This is a genomic window from Paenibacillus sabuli, from assembly GCF_014705605.1.
Taxonomy (GTDB): domain Bacteria; phylum Bacillota; class Bacilli; order Paenibacillales; family Paenibacillaceae; genus Paenibacillus_D; species Paenibacillus_D sabuli.
Genome location: NZ_JACXIZ010000017.1, coordinates 160,531 through 186,856, shown reverse-complemented (window position 1 = coordinate 186,856; position 26,326 = coordinate 160,531). Strand labels below are relative to the sequence as shown.

22 protein-coding genes are annotated in these 26,326 nt (G+C 60.1%); 5 read left to right on the top strand and 17 right to left on the bottom strand.

The window, feature by feature from the left end:
* From IDH44_RS11330 to IDH44_RS11320, 3 genes are all read right to left on the bottom strand, one after another.
* A partial coding sequence (locus IDH44_RS11330; RefSeq protein WP_190917682.1) for an AAA family ATPase occupies positions 1-1,063 on the bottom strand: 1,063 nt, incomplete at its 3' end.
* Entirely contained in the window at positions 1,060-2,226 is a 1,167-nt protein-coding gene (locus IDH44_RS11325; protein ID WP_190917680.1) for an exonuclease SbcCD subunit D, read from the bottom strand. The genes IDH44_RS11325 and IDH44_RS11330, both read right to left, overlap by 4 nt.
* Positions 2,223-3,017 (bottom strand): sporulation protein, encoded by a 795-nt coding sequence (locus IDH44_RS11320; RefSeq protein ID WP_190917678.1) that lies wholly within the window; start codon positions 3,015-3,017, stop codon positions 2,223-2,225. Before IDH44_RS11320 ends, IDH44_RS11325 begins: the two co-directional genes overlap by 4 nt.
* Before the next feature lie 418 nt (positions 3,018-3,435).
* On the opposite strand from IDH44_RS11320, the gene yhbH reads away from it, so the two are divergent.
* Positions 3,436-4,590 carry a sporulation protein YhbH gene (yhbH, locus tag IDH44_RS11315; RefSeq protein WP_190917676.1) on the top strand — a complete coding sequence of 385 codons (1,155 nt, stop codon included), beginning with the start codon at positions 3,436-3,438 and terminating at the stop codon, positions 4,588-4,590.
* A 561-nt stretch (positions 4,591-5,151) separates the two neighbouring features.
* On the opposite strand, the gene IDH44_RS11310 is transcribed toward yhbH, so the two are convergent.
* The 5 genes from IDH44_RS11310 to IDH44_RS11290 all read right to left on the bottom strand — a co-directional run bounded on the left by IDH44_RS11310 (position 5,152) and on the right by IDH44_RS11290 (position 12,143).
* Positions 5,152-6,714 (bottom strand): extracellular solute-binding protein, encoded by a 1,563-nt coding sequence (locus IDH44_RS11310; protein ID WP_190917674.1) that lies wholly within the window; start codon positions 6,712-6,714, stop codon positions 5,152-5,154.
* A gap of 36 nt (positions 6,715-6,750) precedes the next feature.
* The gene (locus IDH44_RS11305) at positions 6,751-7,611 is read right to left on the bottom strand and encodes a carbohydrate ABC transporter permease (RefSeq protein ID WP_190917672.1); all 861 of its coding nucleotides are present in this window, start codon (positions 7,609-7,611) and stop codon (positions 6,751-6,753) included.
* Positions 7,605-8,531, bottom strand: coding sequence for an ABC transporter permease (locus IDH44_RS11300; protein WP_190917719.1), 927 nt, complete (start codon positions 8,529-8,531; stop codon positions 7,605-7,607). The genes IDH44_RS11305 and IDH44_RS11300 overlap by 7 nt, the downstream gene beginning before the upstream one ends.
* Positions 8,532-8,666: 135 nt before the next feature.
* Positions 8,667-10,445, bottom strand: a complete 1,779-nt coding sequence (locus IDH44_RS11295) for a cache domain-containing sensor histidine kinase (protein ID WP_190917670.1) — start codon at positions 10,443-10,445, stop codon at positions 8,667-8,669.
* Between the two features lie 12 nt (positions 10,446-10,457).
* Positions 10,458-12,143, bottom strand: a complete 1,686-nt coding sequence (locus tag IDH44_RS11290; RefSeq protein ID WP_190917668.1) for a response regulator — start codon at positions 12,141-12,143, stop codon at positions 10,458-10,460.
* Between the two features lie 260 nt (positions 12,144-12,403).
* On the opposite strand from IDH44_RS11290, the gene IDH44_RS11285 reads away from it, so the two are divergent.
* Together IDH44_RS11285 and IDH44_RS11280 are read left to right on the top strand one after the other, a co-directional pair.
* The gene (locus tag IDH44_RS11285) at positions 12,404-13,828 is read left to right on the top strand and encodes a SpoVR family protein (RefSeq protein ID WP_190917666.1); all 1,425 of its coding nucleotides are present in this window, start codon (positions 12,404-12,406) and stop codon (positions 13,826-13,828) included.
* Between the two features lie 103 nt (positions 13,829-13,931).
* A complete protein-coding gene (locus IDH44_RS11280) occupies positions 13,932-14,282 on the top strand; it encodes a hypothetical protein (RefSeq protein ID WP_190917664.1) in 351 nt (116 codons plus the stop codon).
* 146 nt (positions 14,283-14,428) lie between these two features.
* Here IDH44_RS11280 and IDH44_RS11275 read toward each other — a convergent pair whose 3' ends face one another.
* From IDH44_RS11275 to IDH44_RS11255, 5 genes are all read right to left on the bottom strand, one after another.
* Positions 14,429-15,310: a transglutaminase family protein gene (locus IDH44_RS11275; protein ID WP_190917662.1), complete on the bottom strand. Its 882-nt coding sequence runs from the start codon at positions 15,308-15,310 to the stop codon at positions 14,429-14,431.
* Positions 15,307-16,290: an alpha-E domain-containing protein gene (locus tag IDH44_RS11270; RefSeq protein WP_190917660.1), complete on the bottom strand. Its 984-nt coding sequence runs from the start codon at positions 16,288-16,290 to the stop codon at positions 15,307-15,309. Before IDH44_RS11270 ends, IDH44_RS11275 begins: the two co-directional genes overlap by 4 nt.
* A 62-nt stretch (positions 16,291-16,352) precedes the next feature.
* Complete coding sequence (locus tag IDH44_RS11265; protein WP_190917658.1) at positions 16,353-17,810, bottom strand: circularly permuted type 2 ATP-grasp protein; 1,458 nt, start codon at positions 17,808-17,810, stop codon at positions 16,353-16,355.
* 211 nt (positions 17,811-18,021) lie between these two features.
* Positions 18,022-18,438 (bottom strand): LytTR family transcriptional regulator DNA-binding domain-containing protein, encoded by a 417-nt coding sequence (locus IDH44_RS11260; RefSeq protein ID WP_190917656.1) that lies wholly within the window; start codon positions 18,436-18,438, stop codon positions 18,022-18,024.
* 45 nt (positions 18,439-18,483) lie between these two features.
* Positions 18,484-20,379 (bottom strand): PrkA family serine protein kinase, encoded by a 1,896-nt coding sequence (locus tag IDH44_RS11255; protein ID WP_190917654.1) that lies wholly within the window; start codon positions 20,377-20,379, stop codon positions 18,484-18,486.
* Between the two features lie 198 nt (positions 20,380-20,577).
* On the opposite strand from IDH44_RS11255, the gene IDH44_RS11250 reads away from it, so the two are divergent.
* Positions 20,578-21,306, top strand: a complete 729-nt coding sequence (locus IDH44_RS11250) for a DUF2161 domain-containing phosphodiesterase (RefSeq protein WP_190917652.1) — start codon at positions 20,578-20,580, stop codon at positions 21,304-21,306.
* On the opposite strand, the gene IDH44_RS11245 is transcribed toward IDH44_RS11250, so the two are convergent.
* The 3 genes from IDH44_RS11245 to trmL all read right to left on the bottom strand — a co-directional run bounded on the left by IDH44_RS11245 (position 21,303) and on the right by trmL (position 24,141).
* On the bottom strand, positions 21,303-22,499 hold the full coding sequence (locus IDH44_RS11245) for an aminotransferase-like domain-containing protein (protein ID WP_190917651.1): 1,197 nt from the start codon (positions 22,497-22,499) through the stop codon (positions 21,303-21,305). The two genes, IDH44_RS11250 and IDH44_RS11245, sit on opposite strands and share 4 nt — an antisense overlap.
* A gap of 775 nt (positions 22,500-23,274) precedes the next feature.
* On the bottom strand, positions 23,275-23,523 hold the full coding sequence (locus tag IDH44_RS11240) for an AbrB/MazE/SpoVT family DNA-binding domain-containing protein (RefSeq protein ID WP_190917649.1): 249 nt from the start codon (positions 23,521-23,523) through the stop codon (positions 23,275-23,277).
* Positions 23,524-23,676: 153 nt separating this feature from the next.
* Complete coding sequence (gene trmL / locus IDH44_RS11235) at positions 23,677-24,141, bottom strand: tRNA (uridine(34)/cytosine(34)/5-carboxymethylaminomethyluridine(34)-2'-O)-methyltransferase TrmL (protein ID WP_190917647.1); 465 nt, start codon at positions 24,139-24,141, stop codon at positions 23,677-23,679.
* Between the two features lie 121 nt (positions 24,142-24,262).
* Between trmL and IDH44_RS11230 the strand changes: the two genes are divergently transcribed.
* Positions 24,263-24,979, top strand: coding sequence for a response regulator transcription factor (locus IDH44_RS11230; RefSeq protein ID WP_190917645.1), 717 nt, complete (start codon positions 24,263-24,265; stop codon positions 24,977-24,979).
* A gap of 145 nt (positions 24,980-25,124) precedes the next feature.
* Here the strand turns inward: IDH44_RS11230 and serC are convergent, their stop codons facing one another.
* A complete protein-coding gene (serC, locus tag IDH44_RS11225) occupies positions 25,125-26,216 on the bottom strand; it encodes a 3-phosphoserine/phosphohydroxythreonine transaminase (RefSeq protein WP_190917643.1) in 1,092 nt (363 codons plus the stop codon).
* Positions 26,217-26,326: the final 110 nt, after the last annotated feature.

Below are 26,326 nucleotides of genomic sequence, written 5' to 3'. Positions count from 1 at the left end.
CGCGCTCATGCGCCTGCGCCGCTTCGGCGCGGGCTGCGCGCCGGCTCGCGGCGAGCCGCTCGGCCTGCTGCGCCTGCTCCTCGTAGGGCTCGAGCCCCGCCGCACGCGACGAGCGCTCGAGCTCGCCGCGCAGCTGATCGATCGCCGGTGCCTGCCGCTCCAGCGCCTCCTGCTCCGCGCGCGTGCGCGCCAGCTCGTCGAAGCGCGCGACGAGCGCGGTCGCGTCGCGCAGCAGGCGCTCCAACTCGCGCGCCTGCTCCTGCTCCGCGCCGTGCCGCGCCTTCAGCTCGCCTGCGCGCGCCGCATAATGCGCCGCCTCCGCATGCAGCCCCTCGAGCAGCTGAGCCGCGCTGCGGTGCTCCTGACCCAGCACCGCGCCGAGCCGGCTATGCTCGCGCTGCGGCAGCGTATCCGCGGCCTGACGGGCATAGATGTCGAGCTTCGTGTGGGCCTCCTTGAGCTGCTCGCGCAGCGCCTTGCTGCGCTCGTGGAAGCGCTCCTCCACCTTGCGCAGCAGCGAGGTGCGGAAGATGCGGCGCAGGATATCCTCCTTGTTCTCCGTATCGGAGGTGAGCAGCTTGCGGAATTCGCCCTGCGGCAGCATCACGATCTGGCTGAATTGCTCGCGGGTCAGTCCGAGGATGCGCTCCAGCGCGGCATTGACGTCGCCGACCGTGAAGCGATCGAGCGCGGGCTCCTCCTCTTCCCCCGTTCGGCTATACAGCTCGGCCTTGCCGCCGGTTTCGCTTTTATTGCCGCTTTTGCGATGCGGCAGCTGGCGGAACACCCGGTACTCGCGAGTGCCCACGGCGAAGTGCAGCTCGACCGACGTGTGCTGCGCCTCGTCCGCGAAATGGCTCCGCAGCATGCGCGCGTCGGCGCGGTCCTCGCCGCTGGCCGTGCCGTACAGCGCGTAGCAGATCGCGTCGAACACGCTCGTTTTGCCGGCTCCGGTACGGCCGGAAATGACAAACAGCCGCTGCTCCTGGAGCTCGGCAAAATCGATCGTCTCGGCGTCGCGGTATGGGCCGAAGGCGGTCATCGTCAGGCGAATCGGCCTCATCGTCCGTCCCCTCCCTCGGCCCGCAGCGCCTCGGCATAGACCGACGCGAACAGCTCAGCCTTGGCCGCGTCAAGCGGCGCGCCCTTCACCTCGCGGTAAAAGGAGGCGAACAGCTCCCCCGGATCGCGCTCCGCCCGCGACAGCCCTTGCTCCCCGCCTTCCTCCGCGGGAGAGGCGGACGGCGAACGGCGCTGGACGTGGAGCGCGTTGGGATAACGGGCCCGCACCTTCTCCATCGGGAACAGCACCGGATCCTCGTCCAGCAGCGTCACGAAGACATAGTCCTCCGAGCCGTCCGCTCCCGCCTCCAGCTCCGCCGCCGTCGTCTGTACCGAGCGGAGCTCGCGCCGCGGTGCGAAGGCCCGCTTGTCCAGACGCACGGCGCCATCGCCGTCCAGCTCGACGAGCGTGTAGCCCTTGTGATGCCGCTCCTCGGAGATCGAATACTTGAGCGGCGAGCCGGCGTAGCGGATCGTCTCGCTGCCGACGTAATGCGCCTGATGCAGATGACCGAGCGCCGTATAGTGGAACGCTCGAAAATGCGCGTCGCGCACATACTCCGCGCCGCCGATCGCGAGCGGGCGCTCCGATTCGCTCGTATTGGCCTGCGGCTCGCCGCCCGGCGTCACGAAGGCGTGGCCGACCAGCACATGCCGGGCGGACGCATCCATGGACGCGGCAATGCGTGCGACAATCGCCGCCATCGCGTCGTCGTGGGTACGGATGCGGTCGTCGCCGTATGTGAAGCGCACCATCGCCGGATCGGCGTAGGGCACCAGATGAATATGTACCGGTCCGTGCGCATCGCGCAGCTCGACCGTGCGGGGCTGCGCCTGGAGCTGGCCCGCCAGATGCAGCCCCCGGCCCTCCATGATGCGAGTCGCGAAGCCGAGACGGTCGGGACTGTCGTGATTGCCCGAGATCGCCAGCACCGGCGTCTCCAGATCGAGCACGATCCGTCCCAGCACCCGGTCCAGCAGCTCGACCGCGTCCGTAGGCGGGATGGCCCGGTCGTACAGGTCGCCGGCGATAATAACCGCGTCCGGCCGCTCGCGTTCGATGTCGCGGAGCAGCTGCTCCAGCACGTAATCCTGATCCTCCGTCATCGACACGCCCTGCACGAGCTTGCCCAAGTGCCAGTCAGCCGTATGAAAAAATTTCACGTGTCTGTCCCTCCCTCGCGCAACTGCTCGAGAATGGTCGCCTGCAGCCGCTCCGCCACGGCCTCAGGCCCGCCCCGCAGCTCCTCGAACGAACAGAACATGCGATACGGCCGCCCTTCGACCGTCAGCGCCGTGTTCAGCCAGTCCGACGGGTCCTCGTCTACCCCGCCGGCAGCCACCAGCAGGCCGATGCCGCGCGGCTCCGGCAATAGAAACAAGCCCAGCTCCTTCATGCGGCTTTGAAACGCTCCGCCGGGGTAGAAGGCGATTTGCTGGAGAAACGGCACCTCGTCCTTGGCGTGCTTGTTGCGCACGCAGGCGTAATGCTTGAAGCCGAATTGAAGCGAATGAATCGCATCGATCATCGTCTGGAGCGCCGGACTGGGCTGCACCTGAATGCTGTCCTGGTCGGTCGGGTCCAGCGCCCGCTCGATATCCAGATCCGTAGCCAGCCAGACTCGCTGGTGGCCGATCGTCAGCGGCGTTGTCAGCGGCAGCGCGAAGGTGAACGGAATCAACTGCGTGGCGCCCGCTTCGATCGTCAGCGCCTCGCCGATCGTGAAGCTGTCCAGTACGCATTGCTGCGTCGTTTTGGGATCTTTCGGATTGCGTATGTATTCGGTCATGACCTTGATCGAGATGCGCTCGATCTGCTGCCGGGCACCGCCGCCCCGGATCTGCACAGAGCCGCGCACCTCGTGCCCCGGCATGCACGTGTCGGTCCCCAGCATCGTGTCGACCGTGGCCGAGCCGATGCCGACGCTGGCCATCATTCGTTTGAAGATTGACATCGCTTGGCGTCCTCCCTCACTCCATCTTTCTTCTCTATTATATCAAATCGGCGGGCCGCGCTCCATTTGTCCGCTCGCAGCGCAGACGGGGCCATGCCCGTGCGGCGCTTCATCATACAGATTAGACGCATAATGCGGATTTCCAGATTATGCAGCTTTTGCATAGCAGACCTGAAGAATCGGGAGAATGCCTGGCGTTGACCGTTATTTATCTGTGCTTGATCTGTATTTGATCTTGTCCTGGATCTGTACTGGATCTGTCCCGAATCGGCACATATCTACTTTCCGCGCGCATACAATGAGTATTACACGGCGAATCGGCCTGGCTGTCTGTTGCGGCCGGGCGCGGTTTCGTTCCGGGCTGCTCGTGCGCAGCCCGCCGATATTCCCAAAGCCGGATCAGGGGGTGCTCATACTATTGGATAATCGCTCGTACATCGTCTCCCGCGAGGATTGGTCGCTGCATCGCAAAGGCCACCAGGACCAGGCGCGCCATCAAAAGAAGGTCCGGGAAGCGATCAAGCAAAATCTCCCGGATCTCATCTCCGAGGAAAACATCATCATGTCCGACGGCAAGCAGATCATCAAGGTGCCGATCCGCAGTCTGGACGAATACAAGTTCGTCTATAATCACAACAAAAACAAGCACGTCGGCCAGGGCGACGGCGACAGCCAGGTCGGCGACGTGCTCGGCGTCGACCCCGCTCCGGCCAAGAAGGGCGGCAAGGGCGAAGGCGCCGGCGACCGCCCGGGCGACGATATCATCGAAGCGGAGATCAGCCTCGCCGAGCTGGAGGCGATGCTGTTCGAGGAGCTAGAGCTGCCCTTCCTGCAGCCCAAGGAGAAGGATCAGCTCGAGACGCGCGAGGTCCGCTTCAACGATATCCGCAAAAAAGGCATCATGTCCAACATCGACAAAAAGCGTACCATTCTCGAAAATCTGCGCCGCAACGCCACCTCCGGCGCGCCCGGCATCCACGGCATCTCGCCCGACGATCTGCGCTACAAGACCTGGGAGGAGGTCATCAAGCCGCACTCCAATGCCGTGATTCTGGCCATGATGGACACGTCCGGCTCGATGGGCAGCTTCGAGAAATACGTGGCGCGCAGCTTTTTTTTCTGGATGACGCGCTTTTTGCGCAAGCAGTACGAGAAGGTGGAGATCGTCTTCATCGCCCATCACACCGAGGCCAAGGAAGTGACCGAGGAGGAGTTCTTCACGCGCGGCGAGAGCGGCGGCACGATCTGCTCGTCCGCTTACCTCAAGGCGCTCGACATCATCGACTCGCGCTATCCGCCGTCGCAGTACAACATCTACCCCTTCCACTTCTCCGACGGCGACAATCTGACCTCCGACAATGAGAAATGCGTGCGCCTGATCGGCGAGCTCCTGAAGCGGGCCAACCTGTTCGGCTACGGCGAGGTCAACCAGTACAATCGCTCCAGCACGCTCATGTCGGCCTACAAGCATATCAAGCTGCCGCACTTCCTGCATTACGTGATCCGCGAGAAGACCGAGGTGTACGATGCGCTCAAGTCGTTTTTTCACCGGCGTGAAGCGGTCACGGGCTAGCACAAAGGCAGCTGTTTTTTAGCTCGCCTGAACCGGCAACAGCAAAAGAACCGGCGCCTGGCGCCGGTTCTTTTGCTGCTTGCGACGTGATAATTCCGAAGAATTTGATGTTAGGATGTGATGGCCTTTGTCATGCCTGGCGCTCAAAAATCATAAGTCATTGACGATGATTCTATCCCCGTCATAATGCGTGAGCGTCGACACCCGGCTTCATCAAGTTTTTCTTGCCCAATTCGGGCCGAGCATGCGGAGTTACTGCGAACTGAATACTAAAGATCCACTCATATAAATATATTGCCGCAATGATGAAGTTCCGGACAAATCCGACCAACCCCCAACTATGGCCAGTAACGTACCCGCAGTAATAGCTACACTAAGACCGGAATCCAGCGTTGTCAGGATGGTTGAACTGGGATTATTAACTCCAGGCGCATACCCCGCTGAGGAATAGCTGATCGAACCCGGAAGTACTGTAAAATCCAACGTTCTTCCATTCGGGATTAAATTAACCAAGCTGCGTGATCTTGACTCTAACTGGAATATGGGAACTTCACGCGCCGTCTATCCACCGTACCCGAGTGCAGCAAGCTGTTCTAACGCCGAGTCGGTGAACGTCTTGTAGTTCATCGCCGTCTCCAGCGTCTGCAGGAACTGGTCGTAGTTGTCGAGCGCATTGCGGCCGTAGATGAACTTGGCCAGCTCCTCCTCGATGTAGCGATCGGCGTCGGTCGCGGTATAGCCCGCCGGGAAATCGACGAAGCCGTTCAGCGCCTCGATGCGCGGCTGCTCTGCGGCGTATTCCATATACGCCGCCTGCTTGGGGAACTTGGCCTTCAGGTACTCCATCTCCGGTCGGCCGGTGAACTGGTACAGCCACGAGTGCGCCACGTCCGCCATCGCGTCCAGCGTGACGATCTCGCCGTCTTGCACCTCGTAGTGCGTGCCCTCCACGCCGAACTGCACCACCTTGGAGCCGCCGTCCGGATCGGAGATATAGTTCAGCAGCTCGAAGACGCGCTGCAGCTTCTCCGGTTCCTTCTCCAGCGCCTTCGGGATCGCGTAGCGACCCGGCGTGCTGCCGATGTCATAGCTGCCGTCGAAGCGGCCGGCCGGTCCCTCCGGCGCCTCCAGCTGGACCCACTCGGCGTCCGGATTGACCGTCTCGATCTGCTCTACGAACTGATCCTTGGTCATATTCGGCCAGTCGATCCAGATGATGCCCGCCTGTCCCTTGATTGCCTTCTCCTGGTGCTGCAAGCCGCTGTTGGCCAGCAGCTCCGGATCGACGGCGCCGGTGTCGATGAAGCCCTGGATGAAGGCGAGCGCATCTCGCATCGCCGGATCGTACAAGGCATTGACGACCTCGCCGTCCTTGACATAGAAGTTGCCCGGCATGCCGACGCCGAAGGCGCCGAACACCGGCGCGAAGGCGCTGAACTTGCCGCCCGTCAGGCCGAACGTGTCCTTCTTGCCGTTGCCGTCGGGATCCTGCTCGGTGAACGCCACCGCGACCTCCTGCAGCTCCTCGATCGTCTGCGGCAGCTCCAGGCCGAGCGCGTCGAGCCAGTCCTGGCGGATCCAGTACGTGTTGTACGGCACCTGCGGCGACTTGGATACCGCGTAGACCTTGCCGTCCACCATCCCCTTCTTCAGACTCTCCTCGCCGATGAACGACTTCACCTGGTCCAGATCGTCCATATAATCCGTCAGGTCGAGCAGCAGCCCCTGCGCCGCGAACTGCAGCAGCTGCTCGCGACTGACGCTGAACAGATCGGGGAAGTTGCCCGAGGCCATCCGCACGTTGAGCTGATTCATGTAATCGTCGCCGGACGGGTAGACCGTCAGATTCAGATTGAGATCGAGCGCCTTGTCCAGCTCCTGCTTGATGATGTCGCGATCCGGCGCCGGCAGGTTGTTGCCCGGCTCGATCACCTCGAGTGTCACGGTGCTGCGCTCGCCTCCGTTCTGCTCCTTGTTCGCTCCGCCGCCGTTCGCGCCGGTATTGCCGCCCGTACCCGCTCCGTTCGTACCTGCGCCGTCTCCGCCGCCGTTGCCGCTCGCGCAGCCTGCCAGCATCGCCGCCGTCAGCGCCAGCGCCGCAAGCGGCTTCCAATTTGTTTTCATTCGTTTACCCCTCCCAATATGTGTCTAATCCATGGGCTATCCCTTGATCGAGCCCAGCAGCATGCCCTTGGTGAAGTGCTTCTGAATGAATGGATAGATGATAATGACCGGCAGCGAGGCGATCATGACCGAGGCCATCTGCATCGTCTGCGTCGGCATAATGTTCTCCGCATTCTCCAGCGGCTGCTGGCTCTGCATGAGCAACTCCCGCACGATGACCTGCAGCGGGAACAGCGTCCGATCCGTCACATAGAAAATCGCCTGAAAAAACTCGTTCCAGTGGCCGACCAGATAGAACAGCCCGACCGTCAGCAGCGACGGCAGCGACAAGGGCGCCACGATCGTCAGCAGGATGCGGAATTCCTTGGCGCCGTCGATGCGCGCCGACTCGAACAGCTCCTCCGGCAAGCCCTCGAAAAAGCTCTTCATGATGAGCAGATTGAAGCTCCAGATGGCGTTGGGCAGAATCATCGCCCACACCGTGTCGATCAGACCGACCGACTTGACCGTCAGATAGGTCGGGATCAGGCCGCCGTTGAACAGCAGCGTGAATACGACGAGCATCAGGAAGAAGGACCGTCCGGGCAAGCCCTTGCGGCTGAGCGGATAGGCCATCAGCGCGGTCAGCACGAGATTGACCGCCGTGCCGACCACCGTGATGAACAGCGTCACCCGGAACGCGCCCGGCAGATTCGACTCCGTCAGCAGCGTCTTGTACGCCGAGAAGGTGATCTCCCGCGGGATCAGGATGAAGCCGCCGTTGCGCAGCACCTCGCCGAACGGCGTCACCGACACCGAGAGCACATACAGGATCGGCAGCACCGCCGCCAGGCCGCACAGACCGAGGATGACATAGACGAATCCGTTGAAGACGCGGTCCTCGAAGCTTTTTACCATATGCCTTCCCCCCATCGGCTGGCGATCTTGTTGGCCCCCAGCACGAGCACGAGTCCGATCACCGACTTGAACAGGCCGACCGCCGAGGCGAGGCTGAAGTTCAGCTGCTGCAGACCGGTCCGGTATACCCACGTATCGAGAATGTCCGCCACGGGGTACACCTGCACGTTGTACAGAATGTAGATCTGGTCGAACCCGGCGTCGAGCATGTGGCCGAGCTTGAGCACGAACAGCAAAATGATGACGCCGCGGATGCCCGGCAGCGTAATGTGCCAGATGTTGCGCAGCCGGCTCGCGCCGTCCACCCGCGCCGCCTCGTACAGCGTCGGATCGATGCCGGCGATCGCGGCGAGGTAGATGATCGCGCCCCAGCCGAGATTCTGCCACACCTCGGAGCCGACCAGCATGCTGCGGAAATATTCGGTCGACGTCAGGAACGGCACCGACTCGCCGCCGGCTTCCACGATCCAGCGGTTGATCCAGCCGCCGTTCTGCGAGAACAGCGCCAGCAGGATGCCGAAGATGATGACCCAGGACAGGAAGTGCGGCATGTACGTCAGCGTCTGCACGAACGAGCGCAGCCAGCGCACCCGGCACTCGTTGAGCAGCAGCGCCAGGGCGATCGGCGGCAGCGTGCCCCACACCAGCTTGTAGAGACTGATCAGCAGCGTGTTGGTGAGGAGCTGACCGAAGTACGGCGAGCTGTAGAACGTCTCGAAATGCGCATACCAGGGCGAAGCCCACGGGCTGCTCGTGATCCCCTCCAAAATCTGAAAATCCTTGAATGCAATGATCGCGCCGTACATCGGGTAGTAGCGGAAGACGGCGAAATAAAGCAATCCCGGCAGCAGCATGATGTAAAAGGCCCGGTACTTGACCAGCAGCCGCAGACAGTGCTGCCATATCTCCGCCGCCGTCATCCGCCGGCTAGTCCGGGCGCCGGCCGTGTCGTACTGCTGCATGCCGCAGCGCCTCCTTTCAACTGTTGAATCCGTTTTCAAACGGTTGCCCCCAGTATAAGGCGCGCCGCGCCGCGGCGGATATGCACAAAAGCTTCAATTCTGTTCCAATTTCGGCGATCCCGCCCCTGGATCGGCTGCGGGCAGCACCGGAAATTGCAGCCGGATGCTCGTCCCGACCCCCGGCCGACTCCCGATCCGCAGGCCGTAGGCAGAACCGTAATGAATGCGAATGCGCTCGTGCACGTTGGCCAGGCCGATGCCGGTGAAGCGCTGCTTGGCCTCGGCCTCCTCGCCCGTGCCGAGCATGGCTGCCGCCTGCCGGCGCGGCATGCCGCAGCCGTCGTCGCGGACGTAGATGCGCACCATGCCCCGCTCCAGCCTGCCCCGGATCTGAATGCAGCCCCCGCCCTGCGGCACGATGCCGTGCAGCAGGGCATTCTCGACGAGCGGCTGCAGCGACAGCTTGAGCACCGGCAGCGGCAGCAGCGCCTCCTCGACGTCCAGCGTATACGTATACTGCGGGCCGTACCGCACCTGCTGGATGTGCATGTACATCGCGATGCCCTCCAGCTCCTCGGCCAGCGAGACGTATTCGCCATGCTTGTCGAAGCTGAGCGACAACAGGCCGACGAGCGAGCGGATCGTCTCCCGCACCTCCTCGATCTTGCGCTGCTTCGCCAGACTGCTGATACAGGCCAGCGTGTTGTACAGGAAGTGCGGCGCGATCTGGCTGCGCAGCATCTTGAGCTCGTATTCCTTCTTGCGCGCCTCCGCCCGCCTCGTCTCCACCAGCAGCTGCTGGATCCGCTCGAGCATCGCGTTGTAGCTGCGGGCCAGCCGCCCGATCTCGTCCCCGCGCGTCACCGAGAGCCGCGGGATGACCTGCACGTCGTGCACCCGGTCCATCTTGTCCACGAGCCGCCGGATCGGGCGCGTGAACGAACGACTGATCAGGTAGGCGCTGACGAGCAGGATGCCGATCCAGGCCGTCGAGGCGGTACGGTAATTGCTGTACAGCGTCTCCAGATTGCGGTAGAGGCGGGCCTCCTCGATGAAGGCGATGAGCGACCAGCCGAGCCGGTTTTTGTTCGACTTGACGATCAGGAGCGGCCGCTCGCCGCTGTCGAGCGAGCTGACGCCGAGCTTGAGCCCGGACAGCCGCTCGGCGAAGGACGTCTCCAGCTCGGGCGGGTAGACCCGCGGCTGGTACGGCAGCAGATCGTCGCCGGGCACGAGCCGGTTGATGACGCGACCCTCGCTGCTGAGCAGCACGAACGACTGGTAGATCATCGGCGCGATCCGCGTCGTCAGCCGCTCCAGATCGAGCTCGGCGACGACGACGCCGAGCACCTGCTTGTCCCGGCCCGTGATCGGCATCGTGTAGGCCAGCGTATGACCGGAGATCGGCGAGTCGTAGGGCTCGCTGACGTTGAGCGCGCCGTAGTTGTCCTCCGCTTCGTCGTAGAGCCGCTGCAGATGCGGATTGCCGACGATCTCGTAGACGACCTGATTGTTCGCGTACACCTTGCCGTCGGCGCGGATCAGATACAGCGTGCGGGCCATCGAATTGTTGTAGCTGGCATAGTGATTCAGCACGCCGATCGCCTCCTCCTCGCGGGAGGCGTCCAGCAGCTCGCTGCGCGAGGCCAGCAGCAGTACGATGTTCTCGATATTATCCAGACTGGCGTCGATGTATTGGTTGGTGCGGGCGAGCAGCAACTCCGTATCAGCGGTCACCTGCTCCTTGAAGAGCCGCTCGGCTTCGCTCAGATTGGTCCAGGCCAGCACGAGGAAGAAGACGAGCGTCACACTGAACAAGAAGATGAATTGCTTGGTCGCCAGGCCGAGCCGGCCGTACCAGTTGCGGAGCATTCGCGCTCCCTCCTATCGCTTGTATTCGGTGGGCGCCATGCCCGTCCAGTTGCGGAACGTCACAGTGAAATAGCGGTAGCTCGGAATGCCGACCGCCTCGGCGATCTCGTACACCTTCATCGATGTCGTCGTCAGCAGCTCGATCGCCCGCTCCATGCGCAGCCGCGTCACGTATTGATTGACCGACTCGCCGGTCTCCTCCTTGAACAGCCGGCTCAGGTAATGCGGGCTCAGCCCGACCTGCCCGGCCACGACTGCCAGCGACAGCGGCTGGCGCAGATGCTCGCGCATCCAGCGCTGCGCCTCGCGCACCTCGATGCGCAGGCGTTCGGCTTGGGCGGCGGGCCGGGCCGTCAGCCGCGTGAGCGTCTGGACGAGCGCCTCCAGCGTCGAGGCCTCGCTCAGTGCGAGCGCGTCCAGCGCCGGGACAGCATCGGGCGCACCCTGTGTCGGCGGATCGGACAGCCCGGGCACACGGTTGAAACCACTGTCCGCGTATTCGTCGCGGTCGCGGCCCTGGCGGCTCATCCAGGCCAGCAGCCAGTGCAGCAGCCGCTGCTTGAGCGGCTGGGGCGCGGGGCGGCGCTTCAGGCACCAGGTGCGCAGTTCACCGGTCCAGCACGCCGTGAGCGTCTGCGCATCGCGCCCGGACCTGCGCAGCAGCGTGTCCAGCTCGGTCCGGGCCGCCTCGTCCAGCTCGGCGAGCGGAATCGGACGTCCGGCATAGACGCGCCGCTGCGGCTGATAATCGTAAAAAAAAGCCTCCTTCCACAAGGAGGTATCGCGCAGCGCCTGCTGCAACTGTCCGAGCTCGGCGAACGACTCGCCGGCAACTGCGCACACGGCCGGATCGGCCGCTGCCGGGCGATGCGGCGCCAGCAGCGCATCGAGCCGGGCCGATGTCTCGTGCAGGGCGCGGAGCATCCGGTCCGGGGCGGCCGCATCCTCGAACAGGACGAGATATTCGCGGCCGCGCAGCGCGATCCACGTCAACCAGCTCGGCGTCTGGGCTTCCAGCACATCCAGCGCCGCCTTGATCTCCTCCTGCACCGCATGATGCTCGCAGCAGGCGTCGTTCACGAGCACACGCGCCAGCCGGTACGGCGGCACGCCCGGCGGATCAAGCTGCGGCGCGCCGCCGCCCTCCAGCAAGCGGAAGAGCTGACGCGCATGACGCGTGCGCCGCTCCGAGCGCTCGCGTCCCTCGTAGCTGAGCTCCTTGGCGAGCGCGGCGCGGGACTTGCGCAGCGCTTCGGCGAGCTCCTCGTCCTCGACCGAGACCTTGAGCATATAGGCCAGCGCGCCGAGCCGGATCGCCTCCTGCGCGTAGTGGAAGTCGCTATGACAGGTGAGCAGCACGACCTGGATGTGCGGATGCGAGCGCCGCAGCGCCTTCAGCAGCGCGATGCCGTCCATGACCGGCATTGTAATATCGGTGACGACCACGTCCGGCTGCAGGCTGCCGATCAGCTCCAGCGCCTGCGCGCCGTTGTCGGCCTCGCCTACGAGCACCGCGTCATGCGCTTGCCACGGGAAGGCCCGCAGCTCCTGCCGGATCGGCAGCTCGTCGTCGACGACGAGCACCTTCAGCAGGCGGGATTCCGAGTGGTGGTCAGCGCTGCTCCTCCTTAGACTCGTGTTCGCTGACAGGTGCTCCGCTGGTCGTGCATCTCGATTTCCGGCGTTCATCGGCTTCATTTCGGTTTCACTCCCCGATGGATTTTATACGAGTAACTGACAGATCATACGCAAGAGTTTGAAAGCGTTTACTTAAACATTCATTATATCACCTCTCCTGTCACCGCGGCTATGCAGCAATTCCACAAAAGTGTTTGTTATTTTGTTCCTGCTGTAACCCGCCGCGCCGCCGGCCATTCCAGGTCCCTCCGCATAATCCCCCCCGGCCGTCCATACATATAGTAGGAAACGATACCACCGCCAAAAGGGAGGCCTTGCGCGTGAAGCAGGACGACATTCGCCAGTTGGAGCGGGCGATCGACGAAATTACCGAGATCGCCGCCGGTTTTGGACTGGACTTTTACCCGATGCGCTACGAAATTTGCCCTTCGGATATCATTTATACGTTCGGCGCCTACGGTATGCCGACCCGCTTCAGTCATTGGAGCTTCGGCAAGACGTTCAACAAGATGAAGATGCAGTACGACTTCGGTCTCAGCAAAATCTATGAGCTGGTCATCAATTCCAACCCGTGCTACGCCTTTCTGCTCGACGGCAATTCGCTCATTCAGAACAAGCTGATCGTCGCCCATGTGCTGGCGCATTGCGATTTTTTCAAAAACAATGCTCGCTTCGGCCGCTCCAACCGCAACATGGTCGAGAGCATGTCCGCCACCGCGGAACGCATTTCCCAATATGAGATGGATCATGGCACGGACAAGGTCGAGCAGTTCATCGACGCTGTGCTCGCGATTCAGGAGCATATCGACCCGGGGCTGTTCAAGCGCAAGCGGCAGCAGGCCGAGCCGGAGGCCAAGCCGCCCCGCCACGCGGGGCCTGCCCCCTACGAGGAGCTGTGGCAGCTCGATCCCGAGCTGCGCGAACGGAAAGAAGCGGAGGCGGAAAAGCGCGAGGAGCCGAAGCGCTTTCCCGAGCAGCCGGAGAAGGATCTGATCTGGTTCATCGAGGAGTATTCGCCTTCCCTGGAGGATTGGCAGCGCGACATCCTGTCGATGCTGCGCGAGGAAATGTTGTACTTTTGGCCGCAGATCGAAACCAAAATCATGAACGAGGGCTGGGCCTCCTACTGGCATCAGCGCATCATCCGCGAGCTGGACCTGTCCAGCGACGAGACGATCGAGTTCGCCCATCTCAACGCCTCGGTCGTGCAGCCGTCCAAAAACAGCCTGAATCCGTACTATCTCGGACTCAAGCTGTTCGAGGATATCGAGCGGCGCTGGGACGATCCGACCGAGGAGGAGCGCGCCCGCTTCGGACGCGAGCCCGGACGGGGCCGCGAAAAAATATTCGAGGTGCGGGAAACCGACTCCGATCAGTCGTTCCTGCGCAATTATTTGACCAAAAAGCTCGTCGAGGATCTCGACCTCTACATCTTCGAGAAAAAAGGACCGGAATGGAAGATTACCGACAAAACATGGGAGCATATCCGCGACCAGCTCGTCTACTCCCGGGTCAACGGCGGTTTTCCCGCTTTGTTCGTGCAGGACGGAGATTTTAACCGCAGCGGCGAGCTGTACCTCACGCATGCCTACGAGGGGGTGGAGCTCGATCTCAAGTACGTCGAGCGCACCCTGCCCTATGTCGTTCGGCTATGGGGCAAAAATGTCCATCTCGAGACCGTTGTCGAGGACAAGAAGCTCGTCTTCAGCTGCGACGGCAAAAAAACGAGCCGCAAATTTCTTTGAAAATGGTGAAAAAGGATGAGAAATTCTTCAGATTCGCGCCCCGAAAAGCGGTTTAAAAATAGGTAACACAGGGGCGACCCCCCGGATACAGAGGTGATTTCAAATGGAAACGATCCTTATTGTATTGGGCGCACTCGTCGTTATTGCCATCGTGGTGGCCGCAACGAAAAGCAAATGGACAACATTGGAAACTGCACGAGGAAATCAATCGGATGACATTCAAGATAAATACGCCTACCTTCAATCGAAGGACATCCCGTCCCGATTGAAGTCGGAAGCGACCGGCGCCACCTCCGGCATCGCGGCCGGCGGCTCGATGGACGTAGCATCGGCCGGGATGGGCAACGAGCTGATCAAGCTCCAGGTCCGTCCGAAGGACAAAGAACGCGCCCGAGAAGCGATCGAAGAACTGAAGCATGAGCAGGTGCTGCATGCCAATACCAGCATTCTGTAACTCGGACGAGGCGACATAATCGCTTCAAGATTAGCGTGACTGAGTCGCACGATTCGAATGTACCAAGCACCCCCGTCGCATTTGCGGCGGGGGTGTTATTGCTGTGCACGATCGGTCGACAAGCGACTCCCTCCATCCGCTCGCCGCTACTCGTCCAGATTCTCCACATCGACGCTGACGTGCAGCCGCTGTCCGCTCGCCCCCATGTAGACCCCCTTGACCGGCACGATGTCCTTGTAATCGCGGCCGTGGCTGAGCTTGACATAGCGCTCCCCCACCGGATCGACATTGGTCGGATCGAAGCAATGCCAACCTTGACCTGGCACATAGGCTTCGACCCAGGCATGGGACGCATGGCGAAAGTCGCTGCGTCCGCCCTGCAGATCCCCGATGAAATGATACCCGCTCACGTAGCGGGCCGGTACTTGGCGAGCCCGACAGATCGTAATCATCAAATGCGCGAAATCCTGGCATACGCCTCTGCGGGTGCCGATCATGTCGCTCACGGTCGTCTGTACCGTGGTCGCTTCCGGATCGTACACGAATTCCTCGCGAATCCGGGTCGACAGCGCCTCCAGCCACGCCAGCACGGTCGGCGGATCGTCCTGCGCGGCCGGGTCTTCGCCGGCAAAGTCCATCACACCCGCCGTACTCGTCGTATAGGTCGTCTCCAGCAAGTACTCCGCGAACCGATCCTGCGCCTCGTCCTTATGCAGCCACTGCCAGGCTGCCTTACTCGGAAAGGAAGGCGCAGAATGGGAGCCGGGCACTGCGGCCCCGCTGGTCACCACCGTCATATTCGTACGAATCGTCAGCTTGCGATGGGGCGTATTAACCGAAAACGAATGGACCCGATTGCCGAAATAATCCTCGTAGCTGAATAGTGAGGCATTCGGCTCGACGAAGATGCCATGCTGGTAGCAGGACTGCCGCTCGTTAGTACAAGGGGAGAGACGCACCTCATTGACACTGTCTGTCACCGGGGTGTCGTAGGTGTATTCCGTCACATGCGAGATTCGCAGCTTCATGCGCTGGCCTCCCCCATTCGAAAAAAGGTCTTGGCAAAGGCTTCGCCGAGCACCTGGCTGGCATGGAGCAGACCTGCGACAATCTCACCCCCGGGATCGCCGGCAAGATCCTCACGCTCCAGACAGGAGAGCTCGGCAATCGTCTTGCCCGCCTGACGGATGATCTTGCCGTGCGCCGCTCGCAACTGCGCGTCCTGGAAGCCGATCCCACGCAGATGGTCCTCCATTTGGTGCATCGCGAAGTAGACCGAGCGCGGAAATGCCGGGTGCAAGACCAAAAACTCGTTGATGGATTCGATTGCAATATTGTCAGCGTAATACCGTCGAAAGGCTTGATACCCGCTCACCGACTTGAGCACCGCCTGCAAATAAGCATATCCGCCGGAAGAAGTGTCGAGTGCCTCGTCCATGCAAGCATTGCGGATCGACAGCAGGATGCGCAGCGTATTCTCGGACCGTTCGAGATAGCGGCCGCATTCAATGAAATGCCATTCGTTCTCGCGCGGCATGACCGATTGGCTTGTCCCCAGGAACAAGGCCGCCCATTCCTTGATGCGCTGATAAAATTCATGCGGAGAACCATGCTGCAGCTCCTCCTGGCGTTGCTCGCGCAGCCATAAATAGAAGCCGTTGACCACGTCCCACATCTCGGAGGGTACCTTCTCCCGCAGCGTGCGCAGATTGCCGCGGGCATAGTTCACGCAGCACACCAGCGAATTGGGGTGATCGCGGTCCAGTGTGACGTAGTGCAGCACGTCCGCTTCCGTATAGCTGGCGCCATACTGCTGTTCGTACGCCTGCCGGCTGCCGAGCGCATCGACGATACGTGCCCACTTGCGCCCCTGCTGCACCTCCTTGGCGTCCTCCGCCAATCCCTCTTGCTGGACGTGATAATGCACATCCAGCAGACGCGCGTGATTCTCCGCCCGCTCCATGTAGCGACCCACCCAAAACAAAGCCTCCGCATTGCGATTCAACATCGCTATCCCTCCGCCTCGTGTCGTGAAATTGAATCTGACCTGACTACGCCGCGCCGCACCGGTTAGCGGCATAACACCCATGTATCCTTCACGCCTCCGCCCTGCGAGGAATTGACGATCAGCGAACCTTCCTTCATCGCGACGCGGGTCAAGCCGCCCGGTATGACATGCAGATCCTGGCCCATGAGCGAGAAGGCCCTCAGGTCGATGTGGCGCGGCGTCATGGCGTCGCCCTTCATGACCGGCGCCCGCGAGAGCATCATCGTCGTCTGGGCGATGTAGCGATCGGGATTGGCGCGGATCGCGGCGGCGAACTGCTCCAGCTCCTGGCTGGTCGCGGTCGGACCGATCAGCATGCCGTAGCCGCCGGACAACGACGTCTCCTTGACGACGAGCTCGTCGAGATGAGCCAGCGCATACTCGCGGTCCTCCTCTCGAGCCAAAATATACGTCGGCACATTATGCAGGATCGGTTCCTCCCCGAGGTAGAAGCGGATCATATCGGGGACGTAGGCGTAGATGGCCTTGTCGTCGGCGACGCCGGTGCCAGGCGCATTGGCAATCGCGACATTGCCCGCGCGATAGGCGTTCATCAGACCGGGAACGCCGAGCAGCGAATCCGGATGGAAGGCCAGCGGATCCAGGTATTCGTCGTCGATGCGGCGGTATATGACATCGACCTGGCGCAAGCCGCGCAAGTCCTTCAGGTAGATCTTGTGATCCTTGTAGACCAGATCCCGGCCCTCCACGAGATGCAAGCCCATCTGCTGCGCCAGGAACGTGTGCTCATAGTAAGCCGAATTGAACGAGCCCGGCGTCAGCAGCACGATCAGCGGGTCGCGCTTGCCGTGCGGCGCGAGCGCGCGCAACGAACCGAGGAACACATTGAGGCTGTGCTCGATGTTCTGGACGGAGCAGGACAGGTATAGATCGTGGAACAGCTCGCTCATCAGCGTGCGGCCCTTGAACAGATACGAAAATCCCGAAGGCGAACGCAAATTGTCCTCCAATACGTAATAACGGCCCTTCTCGTCGCGGATCAAATCGATGCCGGTCGTCGTCATATAGGCGTTGTAGGGGACTTGCAGCCCGGCCATCTCCGGCCGGTAATAGCGGTTGCCTACGACCATGCGCCGCGGAATGATGCCCGAGGCGATGATATTCTGGCTGTGGTAAATATCGAAGGTAAATGCATTGAGCGCCTTCACGCGCTGGCGAATGCCTTGATCGATCATCTCCCATTCGTGGTGTGGAATGACGCGGGGAATGTAATCGAACGGAATGGTGCGCTCGAGCGGGTCCTGCTGATCCGGCGCATACAGCGTGAAGGTGATGCCCTCTTCCATCATGCGCTGCTCCAGCGCGTGCTGACGCAGCGCCAGATCGGACGGCTTCAGTCTGGAAAAAAGCCGATTGACGGCTTCGTAATGCGGGCGCACCGACAGATCGTGATCAAACATTTCGTCAAAATAAGACATGGCATCATAAAAGTGTTGCTGCGACTGCCGCGCTGTCGACATCCCACCGCCCCCTATGCAAGTCATCTGCAACGCCAAGCGATTGAAATGTTAATCTATCTGACGTAATTGGCGTTGACAGGCTGGTATATACCTCCAATCATACTTTCATCCCCCTTTTATGTCAACTTAGTTAACGCTTACAAATCAACCTTTTGGCATGTATCCGTTTCCCGATCCGGGACGGGCGATTTTTTCCCGTCCCTTTTGGCGTTTACGCGCTTTTGCAGCAATAGACCGCACGCTCTTCGCGCAGGCGCGGCGGGATTTTGGCGACCTTGGATCCGGCGACAGTAGCGTAGATATCGGGACCCGTCCCTTCGAAAAACACCTTGCGGCTCTCCGGCTCGTAGCGCGATACACGCGCCAAATTAACGAGACTGTCGCGATCCAGCAGCTCAAAACCAGATGTCGCCAGCGCCGTCCGCAGCTCTCCCAGCGTGAGCGGCTGTCGATATACGCCGTACGCCGTTACGAATTCCGGTCCTCTTCCGCCGGGCCGAACGAAAAATAGGTCGTGCAAGGCCACCGTTCGCCCTTTGCCGGAGGCATCCATTAAAAAGCAGTTCATCGCCATCTCCTGCCCTTCCGCTATGTCAATGCCTCCATTATACCAAACATATGTTCCCATGAAAAGAACCGCCCGCATGCGGACGGCATTTCATATCTCCTCAGTTTAGCGATTGAGCAGGCTTCCCACGTAACGGAGCAGCTCATTGGCGCATACCGGGCAATAGCCGTGGTCGTCGATCAGCCGCTTGGTCACCTCATTCATGCGCTTCAATTGATTTTCATCCGGTGTCTTGGTCGAAGTTGTAATTTTGACAATGTCCTTCAGATCATTAAACAGCTTCTTTTCGATCGCTTCCCGCAGCCGATCGTGACTGGCGTAATCGAATTTTCGTCCTTTGCGCGAATAGGAGGAGATGCGTATCAGAATTTCCTCGCGAAACGCTTTTTTGGCATTTTCGGAGATGCCGATCTGCTCCTCGATCGAACGCATCAGGCGCTCGTCGGGGTCCAGCTCCTCGCCAGTGAGCGGGTCTTTCATTTTCGTCCAGTTGCAATACGCTTCGATGTTATCCAGATAATTCTCAAACAGCGTGCGCGCCGATTCTTCAAAGGAGTACACGAATGCCTTTTGCACCTCTTTTTTGGCCATTCCGTCGTATTCCTTGCGGGCAATCGAGATAAAATTCAAATATTTCTCGCGTTCCTCCTTCGTAATCGAAGGATGCTGGTCCAGTCCTTCCTTCATCGCCCGCAGCACGTCAAGCGCATTGATGCATTCCAGATCCTGCTTGATCAGCGCGCTGGAAATGCGATTGATGACATAGCGGGGATCGATGCCGCTCATGCCCTCCTCGCTGAATTCGGTCTGCATCTCCTTCAGATCGGCTTCCTTGAAGCCCTCGACCTCCTGGCCGTCGTACATGCGCATTTTTTTCACCAGATCCATGCCTTGCTTCTTGGTCTCCTTGAGCCGGGTCAGGATCGAAAAAACAGCCGCCGCATGCAACGCATGCGGGGAGATGTGCACGTGCCGCATATCGCTTTGTCCGATCAGCTTGGCATAGATTTTCTCCTCTTCTGACACCTTCAGATTGTACGGAATCGGCATGACGATCATACGCGACTGCAGCGCCTCGTTTTTTTTATTGGCGATGAACGATTTGTACTCCGATTCGTTGGTATGGGCCACAATCAGCTCGTCGGCGGAGATCAGCGCGAACCGCCCCGCTTTGAAATTGCCTTCTTGCGTCAGCGAGAGTAGATTCCACAAAAACTTTTCGTCGCACTTGAGCATTTCCTGGAATTCCATCAGGCCGCGGTTGGCCTTATTGAGCTCGCCGTCGAAGCGGTACGCACGCGGATCGGACTCGGAGCCGAATTCGGTAATCGTCGAAAAGTCGATGCTGCCGGTGAGATCGGCAATGTCCTGGGATTTGGGATCGGACGGACTGAATGTGCCGATGCCGACCCGGTTGTCCTCCGAGATGAGCACGCGCTCGACCGGCACCTCCTCGATGTGCCCGCCGTATTCCGTCTTCAGCCGCATCTGGCAGGAAGGACACAGATTGCCCTCGATCCGCACCCCGAGCTCGCGCTCCACCTCCGGGCGCAGCTCGTTGGGAATGAGATGCAGCGGTTCCTCGTGCATCGGACAGCCCTGGATGGCGTAGACCGCGCCGCGCTCGGTGCGGGAGAAGCGCTCCAGTCCTTTTTTGAGCAAAGTGACAATTGTCGACTTCCCGCCGCTTACCGGCCCCATCAGCAGCAGGATTCGTTTGCGCACGTCGAGCCGCCGCGCCGCGGAGTGGAAGTATTCCTCCACCAGTTTTTCCACCGCTCGGTCCAAGCCGAATATTTCCTGCTCAAAAAACTTATAGCGCTTGCCTCCGCTTTCTTCCTCCACGCCGAATGCCTTGATCATTTCGTATACCCTTGCGTGGGCAGTCATAGCCGGAGTCGGGTCTTGCTTCAGCAAATCGATGTATGCTTTGAACGTGCCTGCCCATGCCAGCTTCTCATTCTCCGCCTGGTGTTCCGTTACCCGCCTGAAAATATCCATCCGGTTCCTCCTCCAATCGCATCCGTTGTCCCCTGTCGCCGCTTGTCTTCAGCCTGTCGCCGGGCCGCCTGCCCAAGGCGTCTGCCCTGTTGACCGAATAATACATACGTATGCATTTGCTCGGACGAAATTGCCCCATATTTTAATTCTCGTTATAATGGGACAAAGAAGCTGCAGTAGGAGAGGAGGAATGCGCAAGTGGCCGTAAAGCAGGAGGCCGATCTGTACGCCCCGATCAAGGCCTATTACGAGTCGCAGGGCTACGAGGTGAAGGGCGAGGTCAACGGCTGCGACCTGGTCGCGCGCGCTGCGGACGGAGAGCTGCTCATCGTGGAAATGAAAAAGACGTTCACACTGCCGCTGCTGCTGCAGGGCGTGGAACGTCAACGGATCAACGAACGCGTCATGCTGGCGGTCGAACGCAACCGTCAGAAGCGCGGCGCGCACAATCAGCGCTTCGGCGATTTGAGCGAGCTGTGCCGCAGACTCGGACTGGGCCTGATGACCGTCACCTTTTTCAAAACCAAGCGCCCGCAGCTCGATATTCTGTGCGAGCCGAACGAACAACCGCTGCGCCGGGGCCGCCCCGCGCGCCAGGCGCGCATGGTGCGAGAATTCAACGAACGCAGCGGCGACTACAATGTCGGCGGCACGACCGGACGCAAGCTCGTCACCGCCTACCGCGAGCGGGCGCTGCGCTGCGCGCAAGCGCTCCGTCAGCACGGACAGCTGCCGCCGCGCCGCATCGCGGAGCTGACCGGCTGCCGTCAGGCGGGCACGATGCTGCGGGCCAACTATTACGGCTGGTTCGAACGCGTCGAGCGCGGCGTCTACGGCCTGCGCCAGGCCGGCCTGGACGCGTTGGCCGAATACGCCGCCGTCGTGGCGGCGATGGAGACGAAGCCACAGGAGCATGAACGAATTTAACAACGCGCCAAAAATTCGTCCATGGCCTCGAACAGGCGCGCAATGCCTTGCCGCATCCGCTCTCCGCCTGTATGGGTAAAATTCAAGCGAGCGGTATTGCGCTTTGGCTTTTCGGCAAAAAACGAGGTTCCTGGCACAAAGGCGACGCCCTTGAGCACCGCCGCGCGGAGCAGCGTCTGCGCATCAAGCGCTTCGGGCAGCTCCAGCCACAGGAACATGCCGCCGAGCGGTTCCTGCCAGGACAGGTCGCCACGACCGCGCGATTCGAGCTCCTTCTGCATCGCCTGCATGCGCGAAGCGTATGCCGACGACACGTGCCGAATATGATCGTCAAGCGGGAAAACTTGCAGCAATTGATCAAGCGTTTGCTGGTCGAGCATGCTGGAATGCAAATCCGCCGCCTGCTTGGCCTTGGCCATCATGCGCACAACCTCGCGGTCCGCGATCGCCCAGCCGGTCCGCAGGGCCGGCGCGACCGTCTTGGAGAAACTCCCCAGATAAATGACGCCACCGCCATCCACCGTCGGCTGCATCGACATTAAGGTCGGAACCTGGAGCTGCTCGTCGAAACGGATATCGCCGTAAGGATCGTCCTCGATGACGGGCACACCGTAGCGTTGGCTGAGCGCCACCAGCCCTTTTCTTCGTTCGGTGCTCCATGTGCGTCCGGTCGGATTGCCGAAGGTCGGCACGACATAGACCAGCCGCGGATTGAGCGTCTGCATGAGCCGCTCCGCCTCGTCGATCAGCATGCCGTGCGCGTCGCTATCGACCGATACGACACGCAGCCCGTACATACGGAATACCTGCAGGCTGGCCAGGTACGTCGGGCTTTCGACGAGCACCACGTCGCCAGGCTCGGTCAGCACGCGTGCGACGAGATCGATCGCTTGCTGCGAGCCGGTCGTCAGCAGCATCTGCTCGGGGTGGACATCCATCGATTTGGCGGCCATTCTTACGCAGAGCTGCTCGCGCAGCGGTACATGGCCCTCCGTCACGCCGTATTGCAGCGTCTTGTGCCCCAGAGCAAATACGCGGTCCGCCGCCGCTCGCACCGCCTCAAGCGGAAAAAGCTCCTCTGCCGGCAGCCCCCCTGCAAACGATATAATCTCCTGACCTTGCGTCAGCTTCAAAATATCCCGCACTGCGGAAGAGGTGAGCGTTCCCACACTCTTCGAAAATCGAAATTCCATCCCCGTTTGCGCCTCCTTATTCTCTTATCATTATACTACGCCTATTCGCCGTCGTGAGCAACAAGCAATGGCCCGGCCGACTCCAGATTCCAGCAATTTCCCGGGAAATTCGTCGCCCCTTTCCTTTTTCCGCTTGTAACAATGTGTTCACATCTTTTTTCGTTTTCTTTTCGGTCGGCATTGGGTATAATAAAGGCAGTTATCGGAGGTGGGCACAAATGGAGATTTCTTTGACGTTCATCATTATCATGGTGGTGCTGCTGTTGTTCCTGACCGCTATGTTTACCTCATCCTATAACGAGGACAAAACCAAAGGCTTGTAGCCGCCAGATGCAAGGCAAAACTGACTCGACCGTCTTTCACGGTCGAGTCAGTTTCGTTCCGCGAAATGGAGCAGCCAGTCTTGCAGATGAAATGCATGACTTGCTCGATTTCAAGGCGAAACGGCGCCGCTGCCCTTTGGCGGCGTCGCAAGTTTCGTTCCGAGAATATAAAGACCTTTTATATGAGTGAAAATTATAAATTCTATATATTCAAGGCGAAACGGCGCGGCAGGCTTTGGGCCACATTCGTTTTGGCAAAAGCCCGTTGAAAGCATAAGGACGCTCGGGCCCGGGGCTCCCTCTATTGCCGCGTAGCCGTCCTAACGGTCAGCGACGATCAACGGCGGACCTCTGTTAACGGACTAAAATGTCCGCCAACATCAAAAACGGCAAATGAACCGGCGACGAGCAGCCGGTTCATTTGCCGTTCAGGTTCTAGGTTCGCGTGTGCGTCAGGTGCGCAATTGTGTCATTTCGGCTATGCAAGCCGAGCATAGATAACGATCCTTGAAATCCTTGACGCCCTCCATCGAGCCGCAAAAAACGCAGCGCGGGCGATACCGTTCTAAAATAATATGGTCGCCTTGGACCAGTATTTCTACAGGGTCTCCCTCATTCATCTGATACCGCTTCCGCAACGATTTCGGCAATACAATTCTACCCAATTGGTCAACCTTTCGCACTACCCCAGCCGGTTTCACTGTGATTCCCCTCCTGTGTCTCATTTTGCAAGTCTTTGAGAACGTAATGCTGCAACAGTTCGCGACAGGGGTCGGCAGCAATACAACAATCTAAGAGCTGCAACTGTATATCTCATTACACATATGACTTTAATTTGAAACGGCGCATCCGTATTATTTCAAACCCGGGAAGCCATTTTGCCGAAGCGCCTCATACACGACAATCGCTGCGGAATTCGACAAATTCAGCGACCGGACCTCCTCGCCCATCGGCATGCGCATGCACGTGTCCGGATAAGCGTCCAGCATATGCTGAGGCAAGCCCTTCGTTTCTTTGCCGAACACAAAAAAATCGCCAGTGCGAAATTGAAAGTCGCTGTATACAGTGCGCGCCCGCGTGCTGGCCATAAAAAAACGAGCCTCGTCGTGACGCTGCGCGAGCTCGTCAAAACTATCGTAATAATGGACGCGGACCGCGTGCCAGTAATCCAGTCCCGCGCGCTTGAGCGTGCGGTCGTCGGTACGAAAGCCGAGCGGCCGCACCAGATGCAAATGCGTGCCGGTCGCGGCGCAGGTGCGGGCAATGTTGCCAGTGTTGGCCGGGATTTCCGGCTCCACGAGCACAATATGGAAAGGCATTGTGCATTCCCTCCTCTTTTTTTCGCGCAAATTAACACCCGTTTTACGTTTGCTTAATCTGCAGCATAAAGTTGGCTGGCATAATGGGTACTAAGATTTGGCCAAAGGAGAAGCCGAGACCATGACGAAAAAAATTCTGGTCGTCGATGACGAACCGTCGATCTCGATGCTCATTGAATTCAACCTTAAGCTGGCAGGTTACGAAGTGCGGTGTGTGCAGGATGGCGAAGCCGTATTTGACATGCTGCAGTCCTTCCGTCCCGACCTGATCGTGCTCGATCTGATGCTGCCCAAGATGGACGGCATCGAAGTGTGCCGCGAATTGCGCCGGCAGCAAAACGCAGTGCCGATCGTCATGCTCACCGCGCTGCAGGATGTGACCGACCGCATCGCCGGTCTGGACAATGGCGCCGATGATTACATGACCAAGCCGTTTAGCCCGCAGGAGCTCATCTCACGCATACAGGCTGTGCTCCGTCGCGTCCAGTCGCTCCCCGGGGCCTCCGCGGAGGCCCCGTACGAGCTCGGTCGACTGACGGTGCATCCCGCTCAGAGAGAAGTCACCGTAGACGGACGGCCCGTCGAATTGACGCCAAAGGAATTCGAATTGCTGCTCTTCCTCTGTCGCCATCGCGGCAAAGTGCTGAGCCGCCAGCAATTGCTCCAAGGGGTATGGGACTATCACTTCCTCGGCGACACACGGATCGTGGACGTCCACATTTCGCATCTGCGCGACAAGATTGAAGCCAGCGCCCGTTCGCCCGAGCACATCATGACTGTACGCAATGTCGGCTACAAGCTGAGCGATCCCGGCGCCGACAGCGCGCTGGCCAAGTAGCGTACGGCTTCTACCAGCCGCTCGCAGCTCCTGCACGCTCCTGCACGCTCCTGCTTGCTCCGTGCGCTTACGACGTGTATGCGCCTCTTCACATCAAAACCGCCTGTTTTCATTGGAAACAGGCGGTTTTGCATTGCGGTGCTGATCAGCCGTGACGACGCTGAAAATCAAGCATGAATGCGGCCAACGCGCTGCAGCTCTCGTGCGGCACCGCATTGTAGGTCGATGCCCGGAGCCCGCCGACGCTGCGATGGCCTTTGAGCCCGACGAAGCCCTGCGCTTCGGACTCGGCTATGAATTGCTTCTCCAGCGCCTCGTCCTGCATGCGGAAGGTGATGTTCATCTGCGAGCGGCTCTCCGGAGAAGCGAACCCGCGATAAAAACCGCCGCTGCCGTCAATGGCGTCGTAGATCAGTTTGGTTTTGTCGCGATTGATTCGCGCGATCGCCTCGACGCCGCCCCGCGCCTCGATCCATTGCAGCACAAGCTGCACCATATAGACCGAAAATGAAGGGGGCGTATTGTAGAGCGAACCGTTTTTGGCATGGGTGTCATAGCGCAGCATCGTCGGCACCTGCTTCGGGCAGCGCTCCAGCAAGTCGCGGCGCATGATGACGATTGTCACGCCGGACGGTCCGAGATTTTTTTGCGCTCCCGCATAGATAACGCCAAACTTGGAAATATCGACCGGACGCGACATGATATCGCTGGACATATCCGCGATCAGCGGCACATCCGCAGGCACCTCCGGATAGTCCATGTATTGCGTGCCCTCAATCGTTTCGTTCGAGGTCACGTGCAGATAAGCGGCATTCGCAGGCACGTTGATTTCGGCGCCTTTCGGAATCCGGTTGAACTTGTCCGCTTCCGAGCTGCCGGCCAGGACTGTCTCGCCGAGCAGTTGCGCCTCCTTGACGGCCTTTTGGGCCCAGGAGCCGGTCAGCACATAAGCAGCCGGGCGATCCGGCACCAGGAGGTTCATCGGCAGCATGGCGAACTGTGTGCTCGCGCCGCCTTGAAGAAACATCACCTCGTAATCGTCGGGAATGCCGTACAGCTTGCGCATCAGCGCCTGCGCCTGATCGTTGACCTGCTCATACGGCTTGCTGCGATGGGACATTTCCATAATCGACATGCCCGCTCCGTTAAAATCGACAAATTGCTGCTGGGCCTGCTCCAGCACCTCAAGCGGCAGCGCCGCCGGCCCGGCATTAAAATTGTACGCCCGATTGCTCAACCGATCCACCTCTGTCCTTATTTCGTCTATTTCTACTATTGATTATGATAGCAAGTTTGCCGGGAACCTTCAAGTAAAAGCGGCGCAAGGCCGGATCATGCAAGCAGGGC